General features: G+C 62.4%; 18 protein-coding genes. 5 read left to right on the top strand and 13 right to left on the bottom strand.

The window, feature by feature from the left end; genetic code table 11:
- Positions 1-113: 113 nt before the first annotated feature.
- On the top strand, positions 114-2,192 hold the full coding sequence (locus tag CU110_RS09005; RefSeq protein WP_084209735.1) for a TonB-dependent siderophore receptor: 2,079 nt from the start codon (positions 114-116) through the stop codon (positions 2,190-2,192).
- Between the two features lie 114 nt (positions 2,193-2,306).
- On the opposite strand, the gene CU110_RS16165 is transcribed toward CU110_RS09005, so the two are convergent.
- The 6 genes from CU110_RS16165 to CU110_RS08975 form a co-directional block, all read right to left on the bottom strand.
- Positions 2,307-2,609 carry a hypothetical protein gene (locus CU110_RS16165; RefSeq protein WP_205694018.1) on the bottom strand — a complete coding sequence of 101 codons (303 nt, stop codon included), beginning with the start codon at positions 2,607-2,609 and terminating at the stop codon, positions 2,307-2,309.
- Between the two features lie 486 nt (positions 2,610-3,095).
- A complete protein-coding gene (locus CU110_RS08995; protein WP_084208796.1) occupies positions 3,096-3,965 on the bottom strand; it encodes a DUF1989 domain-containing protein in 870 nt (289 codons plus the stop codon).
- Positions 3,966-3,976: 11 nt separating this feature from the next.
- The gene (locus CU110_RS08990; RefSeq protein ID WP_084208795.1) at positions 3,977-5,290 is read right to left on the bottom strand and encodes an arsenic transporter; all 1,314 of its coding nucleotides are present in this window, start codon (positions 5,288-5,290) and stop codon (positions 3,977-3,979) included.
- 61 nt (positions 5,291-5,351) lie between these two features.
- Positions 5,352-6,086: an arsenical resistance protein ArsH gene (arsH, locus tag CU110_RS08985; RefSeq protein WP_127735627.1), complete on the bottom strand. Its 735-nt coding sequence runs from the start codon at positions 6,084-6,086 to the stop codon at positions 5,352-5,354.
- A gap of 74 nt (positions 6,087-6,160) precedes the next feature.
- Positions 6,161-6,592: an arsenate reductase (glutaredoxin) gene (arsC, locus tag CU110_RS08980; protein ID WP_084208794.1), complete on the bottom strand. Its 432-nt coding sequence runs from the start codon at positions 6,590-6,592 to the stop codon at positions 6,161-6,163.
- Positions 6,585-6,989: a helix-turn-helix transcriptional regulator gene (locus CU110_RS08975; protein WP_084208793.1), complete on the bottom strand. Its 405-nt coding sequence runs from the start codon at positions 6,987-6,989 to the stop codon at positions 6,585-6,587. Before CU110_RS08975 ends, arsC begins: the two co-directional genes overlap by 8 nt.
- A 145-nt stretch (positions 6,990-7,134) precedes the next feature.
- On the opposite strand from CU110_RS08975, the gene CU110_RS08970 reads away from it, so the two are divergent.
- Together CU110_RS08970 and CU110_RS08965 are read left to right on the top strand one after the other, a co-directional pair.
- The gene (locus CU110_RS08970) at positions 7,135-7,518 is read left to right on the top strand and encodes a hypothetical protein (RefSeq protein ID WP_077376856.1); all 384 of its coding nucleotides are present in this window, start codon (positions 7,135-7,137) and stop codon (positions 7,516-7,518) included.
- A gap of 16 nt (positions 7,519-7,534) precedes the next feature.
- Entirely contained in the window at positions 7,535-8,638 is a 1,104-nt protein-coding gene (locus CU110_RS08965) for an NAD-dependent epimerase/dehydratase family protein (RefSeq protein ID WP_127735625.1), read from the top strand.
- Here CU110_RS08965 and CU110_RS08960 read toward each other — a convergent pair.
- Complete coding sequence (locus CU110_RS08960; protein ID WP_052384432.1) at positions 8,593-8,805, bottom strand: DUF3820 family protein; 213 nt, start codon at positions 8,803-8,805, stop codon at positions 8,593-8,595. The two genes, CU110_RS08965 and CU110_RS08960, sit on opposite strands and share 46 nt — an antisense overlap.
- 136 nt (positions 8,806-8,941) lie before the next feature.
- Here CU110_RS08960 and CU110_RS08955 point away from each other — a divergent pair, with 136 nt between their 5' ends.
- The gene (locus CU110_RS08955; RefSeq protein ID WP_084208791.1) at positions 8,942-10,408 is read left to right on the top strand and encodes an aldehyde dehydrogenase family protein; all 1,467 of its coding nucleotides are present in this window, start codon (positions 8,942-8,944) and stop codon (positions 10,406-10,408) included.
- Between the two features lie 179 nt (positions 10,409-10,587).
- Here CU110_RS08955 and copD read toward each other — a convergent pair whose 3' ends face one another.
- The 5 genes from copD to CU110_RS08925 form a co-directional block, all read right to left on the bottom strand.
- Positions 10,588-11,535, bottom strand: coding sequence for a copper homeostasis membrane protein CopD (gene copD, locus CU110_RS08950; protein WP_084208790.1), 948 nt, complete (start codon positions 11,533-11,535; stop codon positions 10,588-10,590).
- On the bottom strand, positions 11,469-11,834 hold the full coding sequence (gene copC, locus CU110_RS08945) for a copper homeostasis periplasmic binding protein CopC (RefSeq protein ID WP_084208789.1): 366 nt from the start codon (positions 11,832-11,834) through the stop codon (positions 11,469-11,471). Before copC ends, copD begins: the two co-directional genes overlap by 67 nt.
- Positions 11,835-12,001: 167 nt before the next feature.
- The gene (locus tag CU110_RS17955) at positions 12,002-14,116 is read right to left on the bottom strand and encodes a TSUP family transporter (RefSeq protein ID WP_346427118.1); all 2,115 of its coding nucleotides are present in this window, start codon (positions 14,114-14,116) and stop codon (positions 12,002-12,004) included.
- Positions 14,117-14,133: 17 nt separating this feature from the next.
- On the bottom strand, positions 14,134-15,249 hold the full coding sequence (locus tag CU110_RS08930) for a GlxA family transcriptional regulator (RefSeq protein ID WP_240665336.1): 1,116 nt from the start codon (positions 15,247-15,249) through the stop codon (positions 14,134-14,136).
- A 3-nt stretch (positions 15,250-15,252) separates the two neighbouring features.
- A complete protein-coding gene (locus tag CU110_RS08925) occupies positions 15,253-16,644 on the bottom strand; it encodes a diguanylate cyclase (protein ID WP_084208784.1) in 1,392 nt (463 codons plus the stop codon).
- A gap of 200 nt (positions 16,645-16,844) precedes the next feature.
- Here CU110_RS08925 and CU110_RS08920 point away from each other — a divergent pair, with 200 nt between their 5' ends.
- Positions 16,845-19,247 carry a DNA polymerase II gene (locus CU110_RS08920; protein WP_127735619.1) on the top strand — a complete coding sequence of 801 codons (2,403 nt, stop codon included), beginning with the start codon at positions 16,845-16,847 and terminating at the stop codon, positions 19,245-19,247.
- 4 nt (positions 19,248-19,251) lie between these two features.
- On the opposite strand, the gene CU110_RS08915 is transcribed toward CU110_RS08920, so the two are convergent.
- The gene (locus CU110_RS08915; RefSeq protein WP_164850333.1) at positions 19,252-20,439 is read right to left on the bottom strand and encodes a DUF1513 domain-containing protein; all 1,188 of its coding nucleotides are present in this window, start codon (positions 20,437-20,439) and stop codon (positions 19,252-19,254) included.
- Between the last annotated feature and the right edge of the window lie 3 nt (positions 20,440-20,442).

The following is a 20,442-nucleotide window of genomic DNA, read 5'->3' as shown; positions in this document are numbered from 1 at the left end:
TTTCAGGGAGAGCGTTTGTTCTACCTCTGCAGGGTAGAGCGTTCATTCTCCCTGTGTCAATGAGCACCGTCAGCAAGAGCAAGGGGCCATTTTCCTGTCTGGTCTTCAGCCTCATGGCATTGCCGAGTACCACACTGGCGGCAGGTGAGTCGGCACAGGACGCCTCGGCAGTCGCAAGCTCGGTGATGGTGGTCACCGGCCAGCGGGAATCGGAAGTGGCGCCGGGCAGTTACCGTGCAGAGGCCTCAAGCCTTGCCAACAAGCAGTCGGTGGAGTTTCTCGAGCAGGCCCGCACCATCAATGTGGTGACCCGGCAGGTCATGCACGACTTCAATCTCGATGACCTGGAAGAGTCGCTGCAGCCGGTGGCTGGCATTCAGCTGGGCAATACGCTGGGGGGCACCGAGGATGGCTTCGTCAAGCGAGGCTTCGGCAGCAACAGCGATGGCTCGATGCTGATCGATGGCATCCGTCAGCCGCGCCGTACCTACACCACGGCGACGGTGGACCGCGTCGAGGTCCTCAAGGGGCCGTCATCGCTTTTCCAGGGGCAACAGAACCCCGGCGGCGTGATCAACATGGTCACCAAGCGTCCGCAGTACGAGACGCACACCGAGATCAGTGGCGAAGTCAGCTCCTTCGGCGGTGGCAATACCACCCTGGACACTACCGGTCCCATCGAGGATACCGGCCTGGCCTATCGCTTCATCCTCTCGCATGAGGATGAGGACTCCTGGCGCGAGTACGGCAATGACCGCCGCACCACCATCGCCCCGTCCTTGCGTTGGGAGGGCGAGCACAGCAGCGCCCAGATCAGCTACGAGTATCAGGACTACGAGCTGGATATCGATCGTGGCACCGTCTTCTACAACGGCAGTGCCGCCAACGTCACGCGTGGCACGCGTTTCGATGAATCCTGGAACCGCGTCTATGGCCATGACGAGTCCGTCAATGCCTGGTGGAAGCAGGAAGTCACCGACAACTGGGACATGAAGCTGACCTACGGCTGGACGCGTCGTCAGTACAGCGATGCGCGCGCCAACGTCACGAATGTCAGCGACAGCGGTGATGTGACCGTGCGCGCCGAAGAGAACCAGGGCTATGAACGCAGCGAGCACTACACGGCGCTGGACGCCATGGGTGATGTCGAGATAGCGGGGCAGCGTCACCAGCTGGTCATCGGTGCCGATTACGAGACCACCCGCGACTATCTAGATGAGCGCTATTTCGGCGACTCCGTCACGGTCTCCACCGTCACCGACGTGAATCACGGCCAGCTGGCCCAGGTGACCTCCGACGACATCAACACCTCGCGCAGCAATCGTCTCGACGAGAGTCATGCCATCGGGGTCTATGTCAGCGACCGCTGGTATCTGAGTGACAAGTGGATTCTGGGCCTTGGCGGGCGCTACACCTGGTTTGATCAGCAGAGCGGGCAGGGCGAGGACTTCGTGTCTGACCCCGATTACAGCGATGACCTGTTCCTGCCCTCCGCGAACCTGCTGTATCGCATCGACGATGCCAGCTCTGCCTACATCAGCTACAGCGAATCCTTCGTGCCCAACGGCAGCGACAGTGACAGCGGCGAGAGCCTCGACCCTGAGCTCGGCAAGGGCTACGAGATCGGCTACAAGCGTCAGTGGAATCCGCGTCTGGCGACGTCTGTGGCGCTCTACCAGATCCGCAAGGAGAACGTCGCAGTCACTGACAATGGGGTGACTCGCACCATCGGTGAAGCCGGCTCGCAAGGCCTGGAATTCAGCCTCGAAGGCGCCCTGACGGATCGTACTTCCTTGCTGTTCAGCTATGCCTACACCGATACCGAAGTACTCGAGGATACCGAAGGCACCGAGGGCAATCGTCTGCCGAACGCGGCGCTCAACGCGGCTAGCCTCTATCTGGCACATGATCTGGCGATTGATCCGTCCTACGGCGAGTGGCGTGTCGGCGGTGGCGTGCGCTACGTCGGTGAGCGTGAAGGCGATGACGACAACAGCTTCTCGATGGATGCCTACACCGTGGCGGATGCCTTCGTCGGCTGGCGTCATGACTTCTTCGGTCCGGACACCGAATTCAAGCTGAATGCGAAGAATCTGTTCGATACCGCCTATTACTACGGCAGTGGCGGTGACACGCGCGTACTGGTGGGCGATCCGATGGAAATTACCCTGTCGGCCAGCGTGGGCTGGTAACACCGCGAGCTTCACATGCTCGACTCGCTTCCCCTTGCCGATATCCGTGCCTTTGTCATGACAGCGGATCACGGCAGTTTCACCCGGGCCGCCGAGACGTTGGGCGTATCGCGTTCACAGGTGTCCAAGCAGGTCACCGCGCTGGAGAAGCTGCTGGGCGTTACTTTGATGCAGCGTTCCACTCGCTCGTTGCGGCTCACCGAGAGTGGTCATCTTCTCCACGCGCAATGTCGTAGTGCGCTGGGCGACATGGCGCAGATCGTGACGCTGGTGCGTGAAGAGCGTAACGCCATGCGCGGTCGGATTCGGCTCAACAGTGTCGGGGGCCCAATCGGCGAGCGTCTGCTGGGGCCAGCCGTTCACGCCTTCATGCAGGCCTGGCCGGAGGTCGAGATCGAACTGGATTTCAGCAGTCATCGCGTGAATCTGATTCGCGATGACTTCGATATCGCCCTGCGCATGGGTGCACTCGAGGATGCCGATTTCATTGCCCGTCCGCTGGCGACTCTGTCCTATGTGGTCGTGGCGAGTCCTGACTATCTTTCGCGGCATGGCTCACCGCAAACTCCCGGTGGCCTGCAGGCTCACCGCTGCCTGGTGGGCTCGGTCGCGCGCTGGAGCTTTTGCGCCCGACAAGACCCGAAAAGCGAGACACAGGTGGATATCAGTGCCCAGTTGCAGTGTCGCAACGGGCATGTGCTGGTCAGTGGTGCCCTGGCCGGCAACGGCATCATTCGCGTGCCCAGACTCTACTGTGATGACGCCATCGCAAGCGGAGAGCTCAAGGAAATCCTGCAGGATTGGCAGCCGGCGGATGTGCCGTTGTCATTGATCTACCATCGTGAGCGCCATCGTCCGCTGCGTACCATGCGTCTGATCGAACATCTGGTCACCTGGTTTGCATCAACAGCAGCGCTCACGCTTGATGGCGGCCCAATCGGTGGCGGGGTGCTGGCGGCCGTGGTTGCCGGCGTAAGCCGCGATCTTGGGCGACTCCCAGCCTGCGAGAACGTCGCCTTCCAGCTGGTAGATCTCGACACCCAGCGGGTTGCAGGTCTCGAGCGGGTCACGCGCATCAGGGCCCCACAGGTCCACAGACAGATCGCCACCCGGGCAGCAGGACATCGCGCACAGCAGGTCCGTCTCGGCAAAGAACTCCAGGTAATCGCCCTTGCGAGCCGGGCAGGCCTTCATGAAGTACTTGTCTTCGTTGTTGAGGCCGGTGCACTGGAAGATGTTGAGCACATCGTGGATATCGAATTCGGTCAGGCCCCAGGGCTCCACCGCGCGGACCAGATTGGAGTGGCAGTGGTGATCGAAGTCCTCGCCGGTCAGCAGGCGATTGACGTAGGGGTCGCAGCGCGTGCCCAGCAGGTCATGCACGCGACCGCCTTCTGCATCGACACCATAGTCGGCGAGGGTGTCATCGATGATGGTCGCCATCGGGCGCAGGTAGGGCAGTGTGGACCACAGGCGATCATAGGTGCTGACATGCGCACGCTGCAGCTGGCGGGTGCGAGACGCCCACATGCGTTCACGCGGATTGTGCAGATTCCACATGTTGAAATCACCGACCTGTGAGCCTTCGGTGATCTTGATGCGCAGCACGTGGCCCGCCGGCACTTCCCATGCCAGGCCATCGCGCAGCGGCACGGTATGGGTCGCGACCAGTGTGCGCTCGGCCTTGCTTTCGGTGAGGCTGTCGTAGAAGTCGCGATCGACGTCCAGAATCGATCCCTTGCTGGCTTGATAGGCGGCAGGTACATCACTCATGACAGGACTCCTCAGCCATTGAGCACGCCAAGCCAGGCCCACAGGCCGAGCAGGGTGGCGATCAGCACCGGCGGGGTCAGCACCAGACCGACCTTGATGTACTGCCCCCAACTGATGTGATGGCCTTTCTGATCGAGCACATGCAGCCACAGCAGTGTGGCGAGACTGCCGATCGGGGTGAACTTGGGCCCCAGGTCATTGCCGATCACGTTGGCGTAGACCATCAGCTCACGCGTCGCGTCGCTGACCTGCTGCGCGGTGAGGTGGTCGATGGCCAGCGCGCCGATCAGCGTGGCCGGCATGTTGTTCATCACCGAGGCGGTGACGGCAGCCAGCACACCGGTGCCGAGGGTCGCGACCAGACTGCCTTGGCTGGCAAGCCAGGCGAGAATGTCACTGGCGTGGTCGGTCAGGCCGGCATTGCCCAGCCCGTAGACCACCAGATACATGCCCACCGAGAACAGCACGATCTGCCACGGCGCGCCGCGCAGCACCGGGCCGAGTTCGATCACGGCATCACCGCTGCCCAGCCAGCGGCCGGCAATGGCCAGCAGAACCAGCGCGGCGCTGCCGGTGACGACGGCGAGCGGAATGCCCAAGGGCGCGGTCACGAAGTAGGACACCAGCAGCACCCCCAGCAGCGGGAAGGCCGCGCGGAAGACCTGGGGGTCCTTGATGGCGCTCGACGGTGCCTCGAGTTTCTCCAGCGCATAGTGTGACGGTAGTTCCTTGCGGAACATCAGCCACAGCACGATCAGCGTGGCGGCCAGTGCGATCAGATCCACCGGTACCATCACCGCGGCGTAATGCGTGAAGGAGATATCGAAGTAGTTGGCACTGACGATGTTGACGAGATTCGAGATCACCAGCGGCAGGCTGGTGGAATCCGCCACGAACCCGGTGGCGATGATGAAGGCCAGCGAGGCCGCCGCCGAGAATTCCAGGCGTACCAGAATCGCGATCACGATCGGTGTCAGCAAAAGGGCCGCGCCATCATTGGCGAAGAAGGCCGCGATCACCGCGCCTAGCAGCACGATGAGCGGGAACAGCCTGCGCCCATTGCCGCCGCCCCAGCGTGCGACATGCAGTGCCGCCCAGCTGAAGAAGCCCGCTTCATCGAGAATCAGCGAGATGATGATCAGCGCCACGAAGGTGAAGGTGGCGTCCCAGACGATGTCCCACACCACCAGTACGTCCGGTAGCGTGACCACGCCGCAGACCAGTGCGATCACGGCGCCGCCCAGTGCACTGGTGCCGATGCCCAGACCGCGTGGTTGCCAGATCACCAGTGCCAGCGTGATGACGAAGATTGCCAAGGCAAGCATGACGTCTCCTTGTCGAGGGGGAAGAGCAAGAGAAGCACGACGTGTGCGAAGACGGACAGCGTCAGATCGTGCTCTGATTGACGCGTTTCGAGACTTCTTCGGCACTCTCGACACGCTCGGAATAGCGCTCGGTCAGATAGTCACTGCGCTCGCGGTTCATCCAGGTGAACTTCATCAGCTCTTCACAGACATCGACGATGCGCAGATACAGCGGTGACATGCGCATGCGGCCGTTTTCATCGAATTCATTGAAGGCCTTGGGCACGGATGACTGGTTGGGGATGGTCAGCATGCGCATCCAGCGCCCCAGAATGCGCATCTGGTTGACGCTGTTGAAGCTCTGGCTGCCGCCGCTGACCTGAAGGATGGCCAGCGTCTTGCCCTGGGTAGGACGTACGCCGCCCAGTGACAGCGGAATCCAGTCGATCTGCGCCTTCATGATCGAGGTCATCGCGCCATGACGTTCAGGGCTGGCCCAGAGCATGCCCTCGGACCACTGAGCCAGCTCGCGCAGCTCCTGCACCTTGGGGTGATCGGCATCGCAGTCATCCGGCAGCGGCAGGCCCGCCGGCGAGTAAAGGCGGACTTCCGCGCCGAATGCGGTCAACAGGCGCGCCGCTTCCTCGGCGGCAAAGCGCGAGAAGGAACGCTCACGCAGGGAGCCGTACAGCACCAGAATGCGCGGTGCATGACGCGGCGCACCGGGGCCGACCAGACGGTCGATCTCCAGCGGGCGCCAGTGTTCGGCGTCGATATTGGGCAGATCGGCCAATGCCGCTTTCATCGCGTCTGTCATGGTGTCGCCTGTCCGTCTGTCATGGTGTCGCCTGTCGGCAGGTGAGAGTGGGTGGAAGTGTGTGCGTTCATGGGTCAAGTCCTTGGGGCGTGGACGACGTCGCCGTCTTCCTTGGTGTAGTGCGCGACCGGATTGTCCAGAAGCTCCAGTACCGTCTCCGACGGGCGGCACAGGCGCGTGGCTGCGGGCGTGACCACGATGGGGCGATTGATCAGGATCGGGTGGGCCATCATGGCGTCGATCAGCTCGGCATCGCTCAGGGAAGGGTCATCCAGATTGAGATCGTCATACGGCGTACCCTTGCGGCGCAGCAGCGGGCGCGGTCCACCGCCCATGGCGGCAATCAGCGACTCCAGCGTCTCGCGCGTCGGGGGGGTGACCAGATACTCGATGACCTCCGGTGTCTCACCGGAAGCCTTGAGCATGGCCAGCACATTGCGTGACGTGCCGCAGGCCGGGTTGTGGTAGATCGTGATCGTGTGGGAAGAGCGAGTGGATTCAGTCATCGTTTCCGGGCTCCTGCAACGTACCGGGAGTGTGGGCGTCACCGCAGCTGGGCAGGGTGAGCGAGGCCAGCAACGGATCGCAGACCACCGAGGAGCCCGCGCAGCAGTCGCGTACCAGAAACTGCACGGTGGCGAGCATGTGCTCGAGGTTGGCGCGGTAGATCAACGAACGGCCTTCGCGCTGGGAGTGGATCAGCCCCGCGCGACTCAACACGCCCAGATGGGTCGAGAGCGTGTTGTGCGGCACCTCGAGACGACGGGCGATCTCGCCGGCCGGTAGTCCCTCTGGCTCATGGCGTACCAGAAGGCGAAACGTATCCAGACGCGTGGCCTGGGATAGCGCCGCGAAGGTGTCCAGCGTGGCCTGCGGGTCGGGCAGGCTGTCAGTATCATTCATATCATCTTGTCCATATGTCGAGACTTGTCGAAATGACGATGGTGCGATGATAGATCAGCGTGCCGCATATGGGAAGGTCAGGCAAAGCCCGCACAGTCTTGGTAGCATGTGCGCCATTGATTACCGGACAAGGGAAGATGGCACGATGATGATGGTATTGCAGATTCTGGGGGGCTTCGTGCTGGCGGCGGGTGTGCTGCTTGCGGCAGTGCCGGAGCTGGTCAATCGCTTCAAGGGCCCGGATGACACGCCCTTGACCGTGCCCAGACAAACGGGCGCGGCGATCTCTCGTCGGATCCGCTGGGGCTGGGTCATCGCGGTAGGGTACCTGCTGATGTATCCGCCGATCGGTCTGGGAGTGTTGCCGGTGCTGGTGACACTCGCCGTGGCGGGTATCGCCGGCATCATGACGGCACGCCTGATGGGGTTGATGCTGGATGGCATCGACATGCGTCATCTGTTCCGCTTTGCTGCCGAGTCGCTGATTCTCGGTGGCCTGTGGACCTGGTTCGTCAAGCTGTCCGCTTGATCCCTGAGGCTTCTCCATGCCGCTCAATGACAATACGCTAGCCGCATTGGCTCATCTGGACAGGTCGCAACCCGTTCTGGTGACAGGAGCGACGGGGTATGTGGCGGGACAGCTGATCCGTCGCTTGCTGCAGGAGGGCCTGACAGTGCATGCCGCTGTGCGTGATCCAGGTAACACCGAGCGTCTGGCGGCACTCAAGGCACTGGAAGACAGCATGTCGGGCAAGCTGCGCGTCTTCGCCAGTGATCTGCTCGAGCAGGGCTCTTACGCCGAGGCGATGGCGGGGTGTGCGGTGGTCTTTCACACCGCCTCGCCCTTCGTCGTCAGTGTCGAGGATCCCGAGCGAGACCTGGTGCGGCCAGCAGTGGAGGGAACTCGCAACGTGCTCCAGGAAGCCAATCGTCAGAGCAGTGTCGAACGCGTGGTGCTGACCAGCAGTTGTGCTGCCATCTACAGTGACAATGCCGATGCGCTGGATACGTCGCGCGGCTGTTTCGACGAGAGTGTCTGGAACACCACGGCCTCGCTGACACACCAGGCCTACTCCCACTCCAAGACGCTGGCGGAACAGGCCGCCTGGCAGATTGCCGAGCAGCAGTCGCGCTGGCGGCTGGTGGTGATCAATCCCTCGCTGGTGCTCGGCCCCGCGATCAGCGATGACACGCACGGCGAATCCTTCAGCCTGATGACGCAGCTCTGTGACGGCACGCTCAGGATAGGCGCACCGGATTACGGCATGGGCGTGGTGGATGTGCGGGATGTCGCCGAGGCGCATCTGGCGGCGGGATTTTTACCCACGGCCACCGGGCGTCATCTGGTCGCCGGGCACTCCTCAAGCTTCATTGCGCTGGGGCGCCTGTTGAGTCATCACGCCGGCCCGCAATATGCGATTCCCACTCGCCAGCTGCCCAGATGGCTGGTGTGGCTGGCGGGTCCGCTGGCCAACAGGGCGGTGACCCGCAAGATCGTCTCACGCAACGTGGGGCATGCCTTCGTGTTCGACAATACCCGCAGCCGTGAGCAGTTGGGGCTGATCTACCGGCCCCTCGAGACGACGCTGCACGACATGTTCGATCAGCGACGTCGCAACGGCTCCAGCAGGGCATTCAACCCGTTGTGATCTATCTCGTGCATCAGTGCCAGCAAGCGACCTATCTCGCCTTGCGGGAATCCCTTGCGCGCAAACCAACCCAGGTAATCGCCGGGCAGGTCGGCAATCAAGCGTCCGGCGTACTTGCCATAGGGCATCTGGCGGGTCGTCAGTTTCTGCAGGTCTTCGGGGCTCATCCAGTGACTCTCATTCCACTCGGTTAAGGACGGTCTGGTCAGTTGCAGGTGCCATTCTGGCACAGCTGTGATGCAACGGTTGGGTTTTGCTCCGGCACCGCCATGTTCTGATCATACTCATGACACGGAGTGACTCATGTCCCGCGACTATCAGAATCTCGAGCAGCTACCCCTCGCCGGAGAATGGCGTAACGGCCGAGCCGGCAGGACGCTTGAGGTGGTGGATCCCTTCGATCAGAGCTCGCTGCTCTCGATTCCCATGGCCAATGCCGAGGATCTCGATGCCAGCTATCGCAGGGCGCGTGATGTCCAGCCTGACTGGGCTCTGACACCGGCAAGCGAGCGCGCTGGCGTGATGCAAAAGGTGGTGGAGCTGATGGACGAGCGACGCGAAGAGTTGCTCGGCTGGTTGATTCGTGAGTCGGGCAGTACCCGCCTCAAGGCTCAGGCGGAACTGGCGGCGGCCCGTGCGATCACGCTGGAGTCTGCCGCGATGGCCAATCGCGTGGCCGGGATGGTGATGGAGGCTCAGGTACCGGGCAAGGAGAGCCGCGTCTTCCGCAAGCCGCTGGGGGTCATCGGCATCATCAGTCCGTGGAATTTCCCGCTGCATCTGACCCAGCGTTCCCTGGCGCCGGCACTGGCACTTGGCAACAGCGTCGTCATCAAGCCGGCCAGTGATACCCCGCTGACCGGCGGCCTGCTGCTGGCCAGGCTATTCGAGGAGGCGGGGCTGCCTGCCGGTGTCCTGAGCGTGGTGGTCGGTGCCGGCAGCGAGATCGGCGATGCCTTCGTGGATCACGAGGTACCGCGGCTGATCTCCTTCACCGGCTCCACTCAGGTGGGCAAGGGCATCGGCAGTCGCGCCGTCGGTGGCGATCACCTCAAGCAGGTTGCCCTGGAGCTGGGCGGCAACAGCCCCTTCGTGGTGCTTGACGATGCGAACATCGAGCAGGCGGTGGACGCCGCGCTGGTCGGCAAGTTCCTGCATCAGGGGCAGATCTGCATGGCCATCAACCGCATCATCGTCGATGCGTCGGTCCATGACGCCTTCGTCGATCGCTTCGTGGCGCGTGCCCGTGAGCTGAAGGTCGGCAACCCCGCCCAGGACGATACCGTCATCGGGCCGATCATCAATGCCAAGCAGCGTGATGGATTGCTCGAGATGATCGAGACGGCCAAGGGCGAGGGCGCCAAGGTGATGCTTGAGGGCGAGGCGCAGGGTCAGCTGGTGCCGCCCCATGTGTTCACCGATGTCACCAATGACATGAGCCTGGCGCAGAACGAGATCTTCGGCCCGGTGGTCGGCATCCAGAAAGCCCGTGATGAAGCGCATGCGCTGGAACTTGCCAATGGCACCGAATATGGCCTCTCGGCCTCGGTCTTCACCGCGGATATCGCACGCGGCGAGCGCTTCGCGCGTCAGGTCGAGGCGGGCATGGTGCACGTCAATGACATGCCGGTGAATGATGATCCACGCGCGCCCTTCGGCGGCGAGAAGAATTCAGGCCTTGGGCGCTTCAATGGCGACTGGGTGCTGGAGGAATTTACCACCGATCAATGGGTCAGTCTGCAGGTCGAGCCACGTCAGTATCCGTTCTGATCCCTCTTATCTGTAGTTGCGCATGACAAACAACGCCCCGCTCAGCCTGCTGGCTGAGCGGGGCGTTTTTGATGGTGAGTAATGCAGACACGTCATGGTGATGATGCAGGCAAGAAGGCCTAGGGATCTTGACAGCAAGGGCGGCGCTGTAGAGAGGACAGAGACGCAAGCTGCGATCATCAGTAGGGATCGAGGGCGGAAAGCGTCACGACCAGCCCCAGTACCAGCGCCGCCAACATCACTTCCAGTCGCGTCATCCACTCAAGGGCTCGTGTGGTGCCACCCTGGCCGGAAAGCTTCGGCACAAGCCAATAGCGATTGAAGAGGGCGATACTGACCATGCTGAGCACCAGCCCGATCTTGATGGCCAGCAGTCCTTGATAAGGGTGCGACCAGTCCAGCGAGGGTGTCCCGAGAATCAGCCCGGTATTGAGGGCCCCCGTCACGACCACCAGAGCGACCGCGAGGTGGCCCATGCGGGAGAAGCGTATCAAGGCAGCTCTGGCGGCTTGGCACAAAGTTTCGGCATGCAATGCACGCAGGGTGGACACCACCGGGAACAACGCCCCGATCCAGAAGCCACCACTGAGTAGGTGCAGCCATTGATTGGCGCGGTGAATACCTCCCAGCCAGCCACCGTGCATGGCGGCGTGACCGGAGAACGCAAGGCTTGCCAACATTGCCATGCTCGCAAGCGCCAGGACCACCAGGCGATGTGCGGGAATCACCATCAGCGCCAGCAGTGCCATCGACAGGATGCCTGCCTTGCCTGCCCAGGCAAGCCCCGAGGTCGTCTGGGTCATGACGCTCCATGCCAGGGAGACATTGGAGAGATCTCCCCAGCCAGCCCCGATGATGGCAGTCTGGAGTGGCAGTTGGAAGGCAGTGGCGATCACGGCCAATGCCAGTGCCAGGCGCAAGGCCCCCGACCAGCGCTCCTCAAGCCAGAGGCGCAGCTCGCGCGACGACGATGTCAGCAGGAATCCGCTGACGCCCCAAAGGAACACGACCGCTCCGTCAAGGACGAAGCGGCTCGCGGCAAGGGCGTTATCGGGGCCGATCACGGCGTGACGGTGAACTGATACTGGCCTTCGGTCTTGTGACCATCGGTGGAAAGCACATGCCATTTGACGGCATATTTTCCTGCCTCGAGCGTCTTGCTGACCGGAGCGTTCAACGTCTTGCCGCCATTGTCGAGAGTGGCATCCCCCAGGGAGACGGGGTTGCCATCGACTCTGCTGAGACCCAGGCCACTGAAGGGCAACTCCAGCCCTTCGCTGAAGGTGAGGCTGATGCTAGTCGGCGAGGCGATTCTGGCGCCGTCCGCGGGATTGGCACTGCTGACATGGGCGTGAGCGAATGCCTGGCCACTGAACAGCAGGCTGCCAGCGACGAGTGTGGTGAGCCAATGTTTTGCATGCGTCATCTTGATGTCCTCTGGACTTCGGTCGCGTTGACTTGTGCATGGTCCAGCCATGGGGATTCACACCCTCTGGCCAGAGGTATGCACTTGCAGAAGGGGCACGTTACCTCAGCCAGCACTGTGGTGTCCCCCGCAATAATGTCGCACCCCGAGTTCCGCCTGGTGGCGGATCAATGACTGATCAGAGAGACGCTACCCAGCCAGGCAAGCCTGAGTGCCAGCAATGACAGCGCCCATTTGAACAGGCCATCGAAGTGCCGGTTTGAGACACGATCCAGAAAACGCAGTCCGAGGCGGGTACCGATCAGGCCCGCACCGATCATCAGCACGATCAGGGGCAACCACTCATGGAAGAGAAACCCTGCCATGCCGAAGATGAAGGCCTTGGTGAGGTGCTGCGCGACCATGCAGGCCGCGAAGGTCGCCACCTTGGTGTGACGCTCGCCGCCGCCTTGCTTGATGAAGCTCGCGACCAGTGGGCCGCTGGCCCCGATCAGACTCGAAAGAAACGTCGTGATGGCACCGGCGATCAAGGTGCCTGTGCGGCTCAATGCCCGCTTGGGCAGCGGCGGCCCCCAGCAGGTGAACAGCACGAACAGCGCGATGGAAAGCTCCAGCACCCCCTCAGGCAAGCGGATCAACACCCAGGCCGCGACCAGCGCACCCAGCGCCACACCCGGCAGAAAGGCCAGCAGCCGGCGCATGTCGATATGGCGCCAGGTCATCGCCATGCGCCCGCCGTTGGAACCCAGCTGCACCATGCCATGCACCGGAATCAAGGCGGTAGCAGGCATCAACTGCGCCATGATCATGATCAGCAACGTTCCACCGCCGACCCCGACAGCCGCAGACAGCGCGGAGGTGGCAGCAGCCAGCAGGATCAACGCGATGACGATGGGCAGCGAGAGCGGGAAATACTGCGCGAGGCCGTCAAGCAGGCTTGCGAGGTAGGGAATATCGGCGGAATTGGCGGGCATTGCGGGCATCCTGTGCAGATAGCCAATAAAGAGAGGGAATGGGGTTGCCTCGACCCGCTCCGCGCGCTCGGCACGCTTGAGCATGCGGTAGCGAGAGCGCACCTCGTCACGCTCCAGGTAGCAGCCCTGCAGCCAGCGGCTGCCGCTGTCGCCTTCGAAGGCATCGCGGGCGTGCAGCAGGCGGCGATTGTCGAAGATGACAAGGTCACCTGGCGCGTAGGTGAAGCGCAGGGCGGAGCGCGGCTCACGCAGCATGCGCTGCAGTGTCATCAGGGCGTCGTAGGCGATTTCGGTCTGCTCGAACGGTGCCATCATCGGGCCCCGCAGGAAGTCGGCGATCCGCACTTCCAGCAGCTCTCCCGCCTGGCCCAGCACGATCATTGGTGAATGCCAGACGTGATCGGTATTGCGCGAGGTATTGGCGTAACGCCAGTGCACCGTGATGAGGGTCTCATAGGCCTCTGGGTGTTCTTCCTTCAGTGCCGTGGCGATGGCGAAGCCATCCATCATCACCGCCATGCCGCCTTCCACGCTGTTCTCGATGCAATGCAGACACTGCAGGCCCGGCTGGTATTCCCGGGTCGGCAAGTCTACATGCGGTGGCAGCGCGATGGAGGTGTAGGCGTTGGAGTCCGGGTTCTGGATCGCGCGGACATTGAAGAGGTGACCGAAGTTGGTGGTGCGGATCGAGCCGATGCGCTCGGCGACCTTCTCCAGGGCGCCGGACTCCGCCGGCAGATTACGCAGACGCACCAGTCCCTTGCCGAGCAGCTCGTGCAGGGCCGGATTGAGGATCTCGGACTCCTGCTGGCTGCCATGCTCGGCACTGGCCAGGCGGGCGGCGTCGATGGTCGGGGGCTGTTCCAGCTGTTCACCATGCCAGAGAGCAAGCGGCGGCAGTTCTGGCGGCAAGACACTCTGGTTGTCGTAATCATTGGCACGCAGGAAGCCCGGGTGGAAGCGCAGGCGGCGGTCTTCCGGCGTGAACAGCACGCTGAGCGCACCGTCCTCATCGATGCTGGCCTTGGCGATCTCCGGCCATGCTGGCAGCTGGGAGAGATCCAGTATGCGTTCGCGTGTCGCTGGATTGATGGTGGTGTCATCCGCGGCGTTCTCGCGCAACCAGACACTGTGGAAACGACTGACGCGTCCGTCGCTCCAGCTCACGCTGAGATAGCGCGCTTCGTGGGTGACCTTCACGAGAGTCTCGTCAATCGGCCAGCTGTCGTAGTCGGGTGTCATCGGGAGCGCCATGGAGAGTCCTTCCTTCTGTCGGGTGATCAGTTCCCCGACAGAATGGCAGTCCATGTAGGTGTCTTCTGTGCTCAATTCGACACCATCTGTGCCCAATTCGACATCGGACGCGGTGGCTGGCGTCGTGCCTGTGTCGGGGTGATCCCGAAGCGGCGACGAAAGGCGCGGGTGAAGCTCGAGTGCGATGTGAATCCGCAGGCCAGGGCGATATCGGTGATGCCGTGGCGGGTGTCATGAAGCAGAGTGCGCGCATGCAGCAGGCGACGTTCTCCCTGATAGGCCTGAGGCGTGCATCCCAGCCCTTGCTGGAAGCGCCGCTCCAGCTGACGCCATGAGAGCCCGAGCTCCTCGGCCAGTGCCTCGATGCTGAGTGGCGCCTCCAGGGTGTTTTCCATGCGCGTGATGGCACGTCTGAGCAGCGGATCTGCCAGGTCTGCCGATTGTTGACTGAGGCCGCGCTGCCGGCTGGCGGGCAGTCGTCCCTGATCGAGAATCAACTGTTCGCGTACCGCCTGATAGAGCGTCTGGCCATGCTGGCGGCGGATCAGCTCCAGACTCATGTCCAGCGGGGCGCTGCCTCCGGCGCAGAAGAAACCGTCATCACTGATTTCATAGAGAGACTCCACGGCATCCACCTCATCGAAGCGTTGGGTGAATTCCGGCAGGCTCTCCCAGTGCAATGTGACCGTCTTGCCCGTCAGCAGGCCTGCACGTGCCAGCACGAAGCAGCCGGTGTCCACGCCCCCGAGCTGGCAGCCGCTGCGGGAGCGCTGCTCAAGCCATTGGAGAGTGCGATCTTCCAGATAGGCTTCCGGGGCAAAGCTGGTACATACGACCAGCTTGTCCACCGAGGGGAGCTCGTCACGTGCCGTGTCCACCGGCAGGACCATGCCGTTGGAGGCCTTGACCGGTGCGCCATCCTGACTGGCGAGTGTCCACTGATACAGGCGTGTCCCGCGCAGGCGATTGGCGATGCGCAGCGGTTCGATCATCGAGAACAGCGCGACCATCGCGAAGCCCGGCAGCAGGAAGATGCCCAGTTGGTGGCGCTCGTGCTGAGTCGGCGAGGCGAGCGCTGCCGTCAGGGGCGCGATGCCGGTGGGCTGCGCTGACAGAACGCCATCTTCCGCCAGGCCGACGGCGCTGCGGGAATCAGGAGAGGAGGCATGGGAGTCGTGTGATGACATGAGTCACACCATTCTGAGGCAGTTCCGCCCATCTTCCTTGGCGGCGTACATGGCCTCGTCCGCGCGAGCGATGAGCTGCTCGCGCGTGGCACGCTCGCTGGGTGCAAGACAGGTAAGTCCGATGCTCAATGACAGTGGCAGGCGTTGTCCAGCGTGCTCCACGACACTGTCCTTCATGCGCTGACGCAGCGTATTGATGCGTGTGGCAGAGTCGCTGAGCAGTGAATTGGGCAGGATGGCCAGAAATTCCTCACCTCCCCAGCGGGCGAGAGTATCCCCGGGCAGCAGAATGTCCTCGGCGAGGACACCCAGCTGCTGCAAGGCAAGGTCACCGGCGTCATGGCCGTAGTTGTCGTTGATCTTCTTGAAGTGATCGAAGTCCAGCAATGCGACGCACAATGGTTGGTCGACCTGGGAAGTCGACAGCGCGGTGATGCTCTCCTCCAGCACTTTCTGAGCATGACGTCGGTTGTAAAGGCCGGTCAGCGGGTCAGTGATCGCGACCTTCTCGAGCGCCTGATGGGCTTCCTTCAGAGCATTGATGTCATTGGCACGCGCGACTTCATGTCCGGCCCACAGTGCGATGAGACGCACCAGCTCGATATCCTGCGAAGTGAAGGGTTTCACCGGATCGGGGCTCGAGAAGTTGAAGGTACCGTAGCGTTCTCCATCCACGATCACCGGCGCGCCGATGTAGGCTTCCAGATTGAAGTTGGAGTAGCAGGGATGGTTTCTGATCTCGCTGCTTGCCACATGGTGGAAGGCTTGTACGCTATCGGCCTTGTAGACGTGATCACAGTAGGTATCGCTGAGAGAGAAACTCAGTCCCGGTGCCAGCAGGTCTTCCGGATGGCAGGCACGCTGGACGACGTAATCACCATCCGTGATGCGGCTGAAGATACCGATGGGCAGGCCAAAGTGGGCACATCCCAGTTTCAGGAGTTCATCAATGCGATCATTGAAGGACAGCTGGCGAGAAGAGGTGATGGCGTGGAGTCGGTGCAGGGTGTGCTCTGCTGTCACGCGACGAGAGACATCGCGGATCAGGCCGAACATGAAGGTGTTGTCGCTGGACGGGTCCTTGATGGGGCCGCCGAGTGTCTCGCCATAGAAGAAGCTGCCATCCTGACGTCGATAGCGAATGACCCGCCCCTCCCTGGGGGGCAGGGCATCGGTTCGGAATTGTCTCGTGCCCTGGCGCTCGAATTCATCGTTGGAGGCATACAGTATGCGTGTCTGCTGGCCGATCAGCACGTCACGCGGATAGCCGAATGCCTTTACCGCGCTGTCGTTCATGTAGGTGATGTGTCGCTGATCATCCGCAAGCAAGATGATATCGTCGATCTGGCCAAGCATCTGGCCCAGCAGGGTTTGAATCATCTCAAAGCGTTGCATGACGCATGCTCCTTGAGTCGTGCCGGTATCTTGGGAGGGGGCGTCGCGACGGCTGTTGCACGTTACTGAATTCATCTTAACGTATGGGGATGCAGTCGCGTCTTGATCTCATCCCGCTCGGCATTCGTATATTCAACGTAAGGGTATTGCAGTGCCAGAGGCCGTATCGTCAGGTTCCCCCCAACCGTCCACTCGCCAGGATGACCTCGAGTCAGGGCTTCGTGATGACGCGACACTGGCGGGATACGCCGGAAGGTGTCGTGATCAGCGTCTGGATTCGTACCGAGGATGGCGGGATGCGAGTCCAGACTCAGCCCCAGGAGGTGGTCGCTTTCCTGCCAGCTGAACAGCAGGTGCTGGCGCAGACTCTGGTCCGCTTCCAGCCCGGGGCCGAGTTGCGCCCGTTGGCACTGGAAGACTTTCATCATCGACCGGTGGTGGGGCTTTACTGTCGCGAATACCGCACGTTGGGGCAGCTGGCACGTCGTTTGAAAGCGATCGGTGTCGACGTCTATGAGGCGGATGTCCGTCCGCCTGATCGCTATCTGATGGAGCGCTTCATCACGGCGGGCGTCACGGCGCGTGGTGAGCGTCACGCCGATGGCAGTCTGCACAATGCACGCCTCATGCCGCTTGACGGCTACCGTCCCCCCCTGCGTTGGGCATCGCTGGACATCGAGACCGATGCCCGGGGCAATCTGTATTCCATCGCGCTTGAAGGCTGCGGCCAGCGTCAGGTCTACATGCTGGGCCCGGCGAACGGTGAGACGACTGCCCGATGCGATTTCGGGCTCGAGTATCGGGACAGCCGGCGTGAATTGCTGCAGTGCCTGATCGACTGGGTGGCACGCCACGATCCGGACGTCATCATCGGCTGGAATGTCATCCAGTTCGATCTGCGCATGTTGGTGCGGCTCTCGGAGGCCGAGAATCTGCCTCTGCGCCTGGGGCGCGATGGCAGCACGATGCAGTGGCGAGCGCATTCGCGTCAGGCGGAGCACTATTTCGCCGAGATTCCCGGCCGGTGGGTGGTGGACGGCATCGAGGCGCTCAAGTCGGCATTCTGGCATTTCGAGTCGTTCAGCCTCGAGAATGTCTCGCGTGAGCTGTTGCAGGAAGGCAAGGCCATCGATGATCCCTATTCCCGTCTGGACGAGATCCTGCGCATGTTCGCCGAGGACAAACCGTCGCTGGCGCGCTACAACCTCAAGGATTGCGAGCTGGTCACGCGTATCTTCGAGCGGACGCGGCTGATGGAATTTCTGCTGGCGCGGGCCAGTGTCACCGGACTTGAGGCCGACCGCAGCGGTGGCTCGGTGGCGGCCTTCACCCACCTTTATCTGCCGCGCCTGCATCGACTCGGCAAGGTCGCGCCCAATCTGGGAGATGTGGTGGGGGAGGACAGTCCCGGCGGCTTCGTGATGGACTCCCTGCCCGGACTCTACGACTCGGTGCTGGTGCTGGATTTCAAGAGCCTGTATCCCTCCATCATCCGGACCTTCCTGATCGACCCGCTGGGGCTCATCGAAGGGTTGCATGAGTCGGAGGATGTGTCGTTGGGCCAAAGCGTCCCGGGGTTTCTCGGTGCGCGGTTCTCGCGTGACAAGCATTGTCTGCCCGCCATCGTCGCGGAGATATGGCAGGCGCGGGACGCCGCCCGGGCGGCAGGCGATGTGCCGCTGACGCAAGCGCTCAAGATCATCATGAACGCCTTCTATGGCGTGCTGGGCTCACGCGGTTGCCGATTCTTCGACCCGCGTCTGGCCTCCTCGATCACACGGCGTGGCCATCAGATCATCCAGCAGACGGTGGCGTTGATCGAAGCGCGCGGCTACACCGTGATCTACGGTGACACCGACTCCACCTTCGTCTGGCTTGGCGAGGCGCACACGGAGGAGGAGGCCGGTGAGATCGGCCGTGAACTGGCCGCCCACGTCACCGCCTGGTGGCAGCGGCATCTCAAGGACAGTCTGGGGCTCGACAGTGCTCTGGAGCTCCAGTTCGAGACCCATTATCAGCGTTTTCTGATGCCCACCATCCGGGGAGCAGAGGAGGGCAGCAAGAAGCGCTATGCAGGCCTCCGGCAGATGGGGGAGGGAGGTGAGAGCGAGCTGGTGTTCAAGGGGCTCGAGTCCGTGCGCTCCGACTGGACGCCGCTGGCCAAGGTATTCCAGCAAGGCCTCTATCGCCGCATCTTCGAGGGAAGCCCCTACCAGGAGTATCTCAAGCGCTACGTGCAGGAGTCTCTGCAGCGCCATGCTCAAGGGACTGACAGCCACTCTGACGTGGATGCGCTGATCTATCGCAAGCGCCTGCGGCGACGTCTGGATGACTATCAGCGCAACGTGCCCCCGCATGTGCGGGCAGCGCGTCTGGCGGATGACGAGAATCGTAGGCGCGGCCTGCCGTTGCGTTACCAGCGTGGCGGCTGGATTCGCTACGTGATGACCACTGCCGGGCCGGAGCCTGTCGAGTACCTGCGCTCTCCCATCGATGTGGAGCATTATCTGAGTCGTCAGCTCAAGCCCGTTGCCGATGGCATTCTTCCGTTCGTGAAGGATGATTTCGATCGTCTGCTGGATCGCCAGATGACGCTATGGTGACCGTCTACATCAACGCCAGATGGTTGTCCCAGTGGGTATTGGCCAGGCGCACCGGCCCCAGCGCCGGCAGCCCGTCCTCATCGATCAGCAGCCATTCTCCGCGACCATTGCTGACCACGAACCCCGCGGGAGTCTCCTGAGTGGCCGGTACTGCCAGCGCCCCCGCACAGTCGGCGAAGTCCAGTGTCGTCTCAAGCTCGCCGGTCTCGAGGTTCCACAGCGTGATCAGGTTGCCCCTGGGGGCAGTGGCCACCGCCAGGTGGCCCTCGGGGGCGATGGCGATGCTCGCGATGTACTGCTTGAACTGAGGGACGTATTCCAGCGGTAGCGGCAATTCCTGCAAGGTCTCGCTGGCGGGGCGTTTCATCACCACCAGGGGGTGATGGTCCGAGGCAGGTCCCTGATACTGATACCCCGCGACGATGGTGCCATCGCGGCTGACATCCAGATGACGCAATGACAGCTGATGATGCGATGGTTCGCCTTGCCAGTGAATCTCGCCCGAGACGCGATCCAGCAGCGTCAGATTGGACTGCATCGACTCCAGATTGAGCTTCACGCGACCGGTCTCCGGGCGCGTGAGAATTCCGCCATTGGCGATGATCAGCTGCCGACCGTCCGGATGCAGACGGATCTCATGTGGGCCGATCCCGCCACTGGCGAACTCGCCAAGTCGCGCGAAATCGCGATGCATGTCGTAGATCCCGATACGGCCTTCCCCGGAGGTGATGGCGTTCTCGGTGGTGTAGAGCAGACCGCCATCCGGGCTGAACACGCCATGCCCATAGAAGTGGCGGTCCGGCGCGGCTTCGATGCGCGTGATCCGCTCACCGGTCTCGAGGTGGAAGACATTGATTTCGGTGCCGGGGCGCCGGGCGAAGATCAGTGCCCAGGGCTTGTGAGGATGGCGGGTGGCGCCATGGGCGCGTTCCTTGATGGGCTGACGCCAGCGTTCCTGTCCCTGGTAACTGGTACAGCTGGCAAAGTGCTGCCCCGTGTCATCGTCACAGGCCGAGATGGCCACCCCGGCTGGCACATGGCCTCGAGCACTGGCGGCATTGTTGCCACCGGCCAGTGCCGCGCCGCCGGGTAACCCCAGCAGCGGGGTGCAGGCCAATGCCTTGAGCAGTCGCCGGCGCTGACGTGCCTCCGTTGGATGGGTATCCAGCATGCCATGTCCTGCTTTGTTCACGTG

The sequence above is a fragment of the Cobetia sp. ICG0124 genome (assembly GCF_004006355.1).
In the GTDB taxonomy this organism is placed as follows: Bacteria; Pseudomonadota; Gammaproteobacteria; order Pseudomonadales; family Halomonadaceae; genus Cobetia; species Cobetia marina.
This window is presented reverse-complemented; position numbering and strand designations above follow the sequence as displayed.

What these genes read in the sequence shown, in the direction of transcription:
- CU110_RS09005 (WP_084209735.1), top strand. Translation starts at nt 114, where the DNA reads ATGGCATTGCCGAGTACCACACTGGCGGCAGGTGAGTCGGCACAGGAC.
- CU110_RS16165 (WP_205694018.1), bottom strand. Translation starts at nt 2,609, where the DNA reads ATGACTGCTGAAATCCAGTTCGATCTCGACCTCCGGCCAGGCCTGCAT.
- CU110_RS08995 (WP_084208796.1), bottom strand. Translation starts at nt 3,965, where the DNA reads ATGAGTGATGTACCTGCCGCCTATCAAGCCAGCAAGGGATCGATTCTG.
- CU110_RS08990 (WP_084208795.1), bottom strand. Translation starts at nt 5,290, where the DNA reads ATGCTTGCCTTGGCAATCTTCGTCATCACGCTGGCACTGGTGATCTGG.
- arsH (WP_127735627.1), bottom strand. Translation starts at nt 6,086, where the DNA reads ATGACAGACGCGATGAAAGCGGCATTGGCCGATCTGCCCAATATCGAC.
- arsC (WP_084208794.1), bottom strand. Translation starts at nt 6,592, where the DNA reads ATGACTGAATCCACTCGCTCTTCCCACACGATCACGATCTACCACAAC.
- CU110_RS08975 (WP_084208793.1), bottom strand. Translation starts at nt 6,989, where the DNA reads ATGAATGATACTGACAGCCTGCCCGACCCGCAGGCCACGCTGGACACC.
- CU110_RS08970 (WP_077376856.1), top strand. Translation starts at nt 7,135, where the DNA reads ATGATGATGGTATTGCAGATTCTGGGGGGCTTCGTGCTGGCGGCGGGT.
- CU110_RS08965 (WP_127735625.1), top strand. Translation starts at nt 7,535, where the DNA reads ATGCCGCTCAATGACAATACGCTAGCCGCATTGGCTCATCTGGACAGG.
- CU110_RS08960 (WP_052384432.1), bottom strand. Translation starts at nt 8,805, where the DNA reads ATGAGCCCCGAAGACCTGCAGAAACTGACGACCCGCCAGATGCCCTAT.
- CU110_RS08955 (WP_084208791.1), top strand. Translation starts at nt 8,942, where the DNA reads ATGTCCCGCGACTATCAGAATCTCGAGCAGCTACCCCTCGCCGGAGAA.
- copD (WP_084208790.1), bottom strand. Translation starts at nt 11,535, where the DNA reads ATGGCATGTGCTTTCCACCGATGGTCACAAGACCGAAGGCCAGTATCA.
- copC (WP_084208789.1), bottom strand. Translation starts at nt 11,834, where the DNA reads ATGACGCATGCAAAACATTGGCTCACCACACTCGTCGCTGGCAGCCTG.
- CU110_RS17955 (WP_346427118.1), bottom strand. Translation starts at nt 14,116, where the DNA reads ATGGACTGCCATTCTGTCGGGGAACTGATCACCCGACAGAAGGAAGGA.
- CU110_RS08930 (WP_240665336.1), bottom strand. Translation starts at nt 15,249, where the DNA reads ATGTCATCACACGACTCCCATGCCTCCTCTCCTGATTCCCGCAGCGCC.
- CU110_RS08925 (WP_084208784.1), bottom strand. Translation starts at nt 16,644, where the DNA reads ATGCAACGCTTTGAGATGATTCAAACCCTGCTGGGCCAGATGCTTGGC.
- CU110_RS08920 (WP_127735619.1), top strand. Translation starts at nt 16,845, where the DNA reads ATGACCTCGAGTCAGGGCTTCGTGATGACGCGACACTGGCGGGATACG.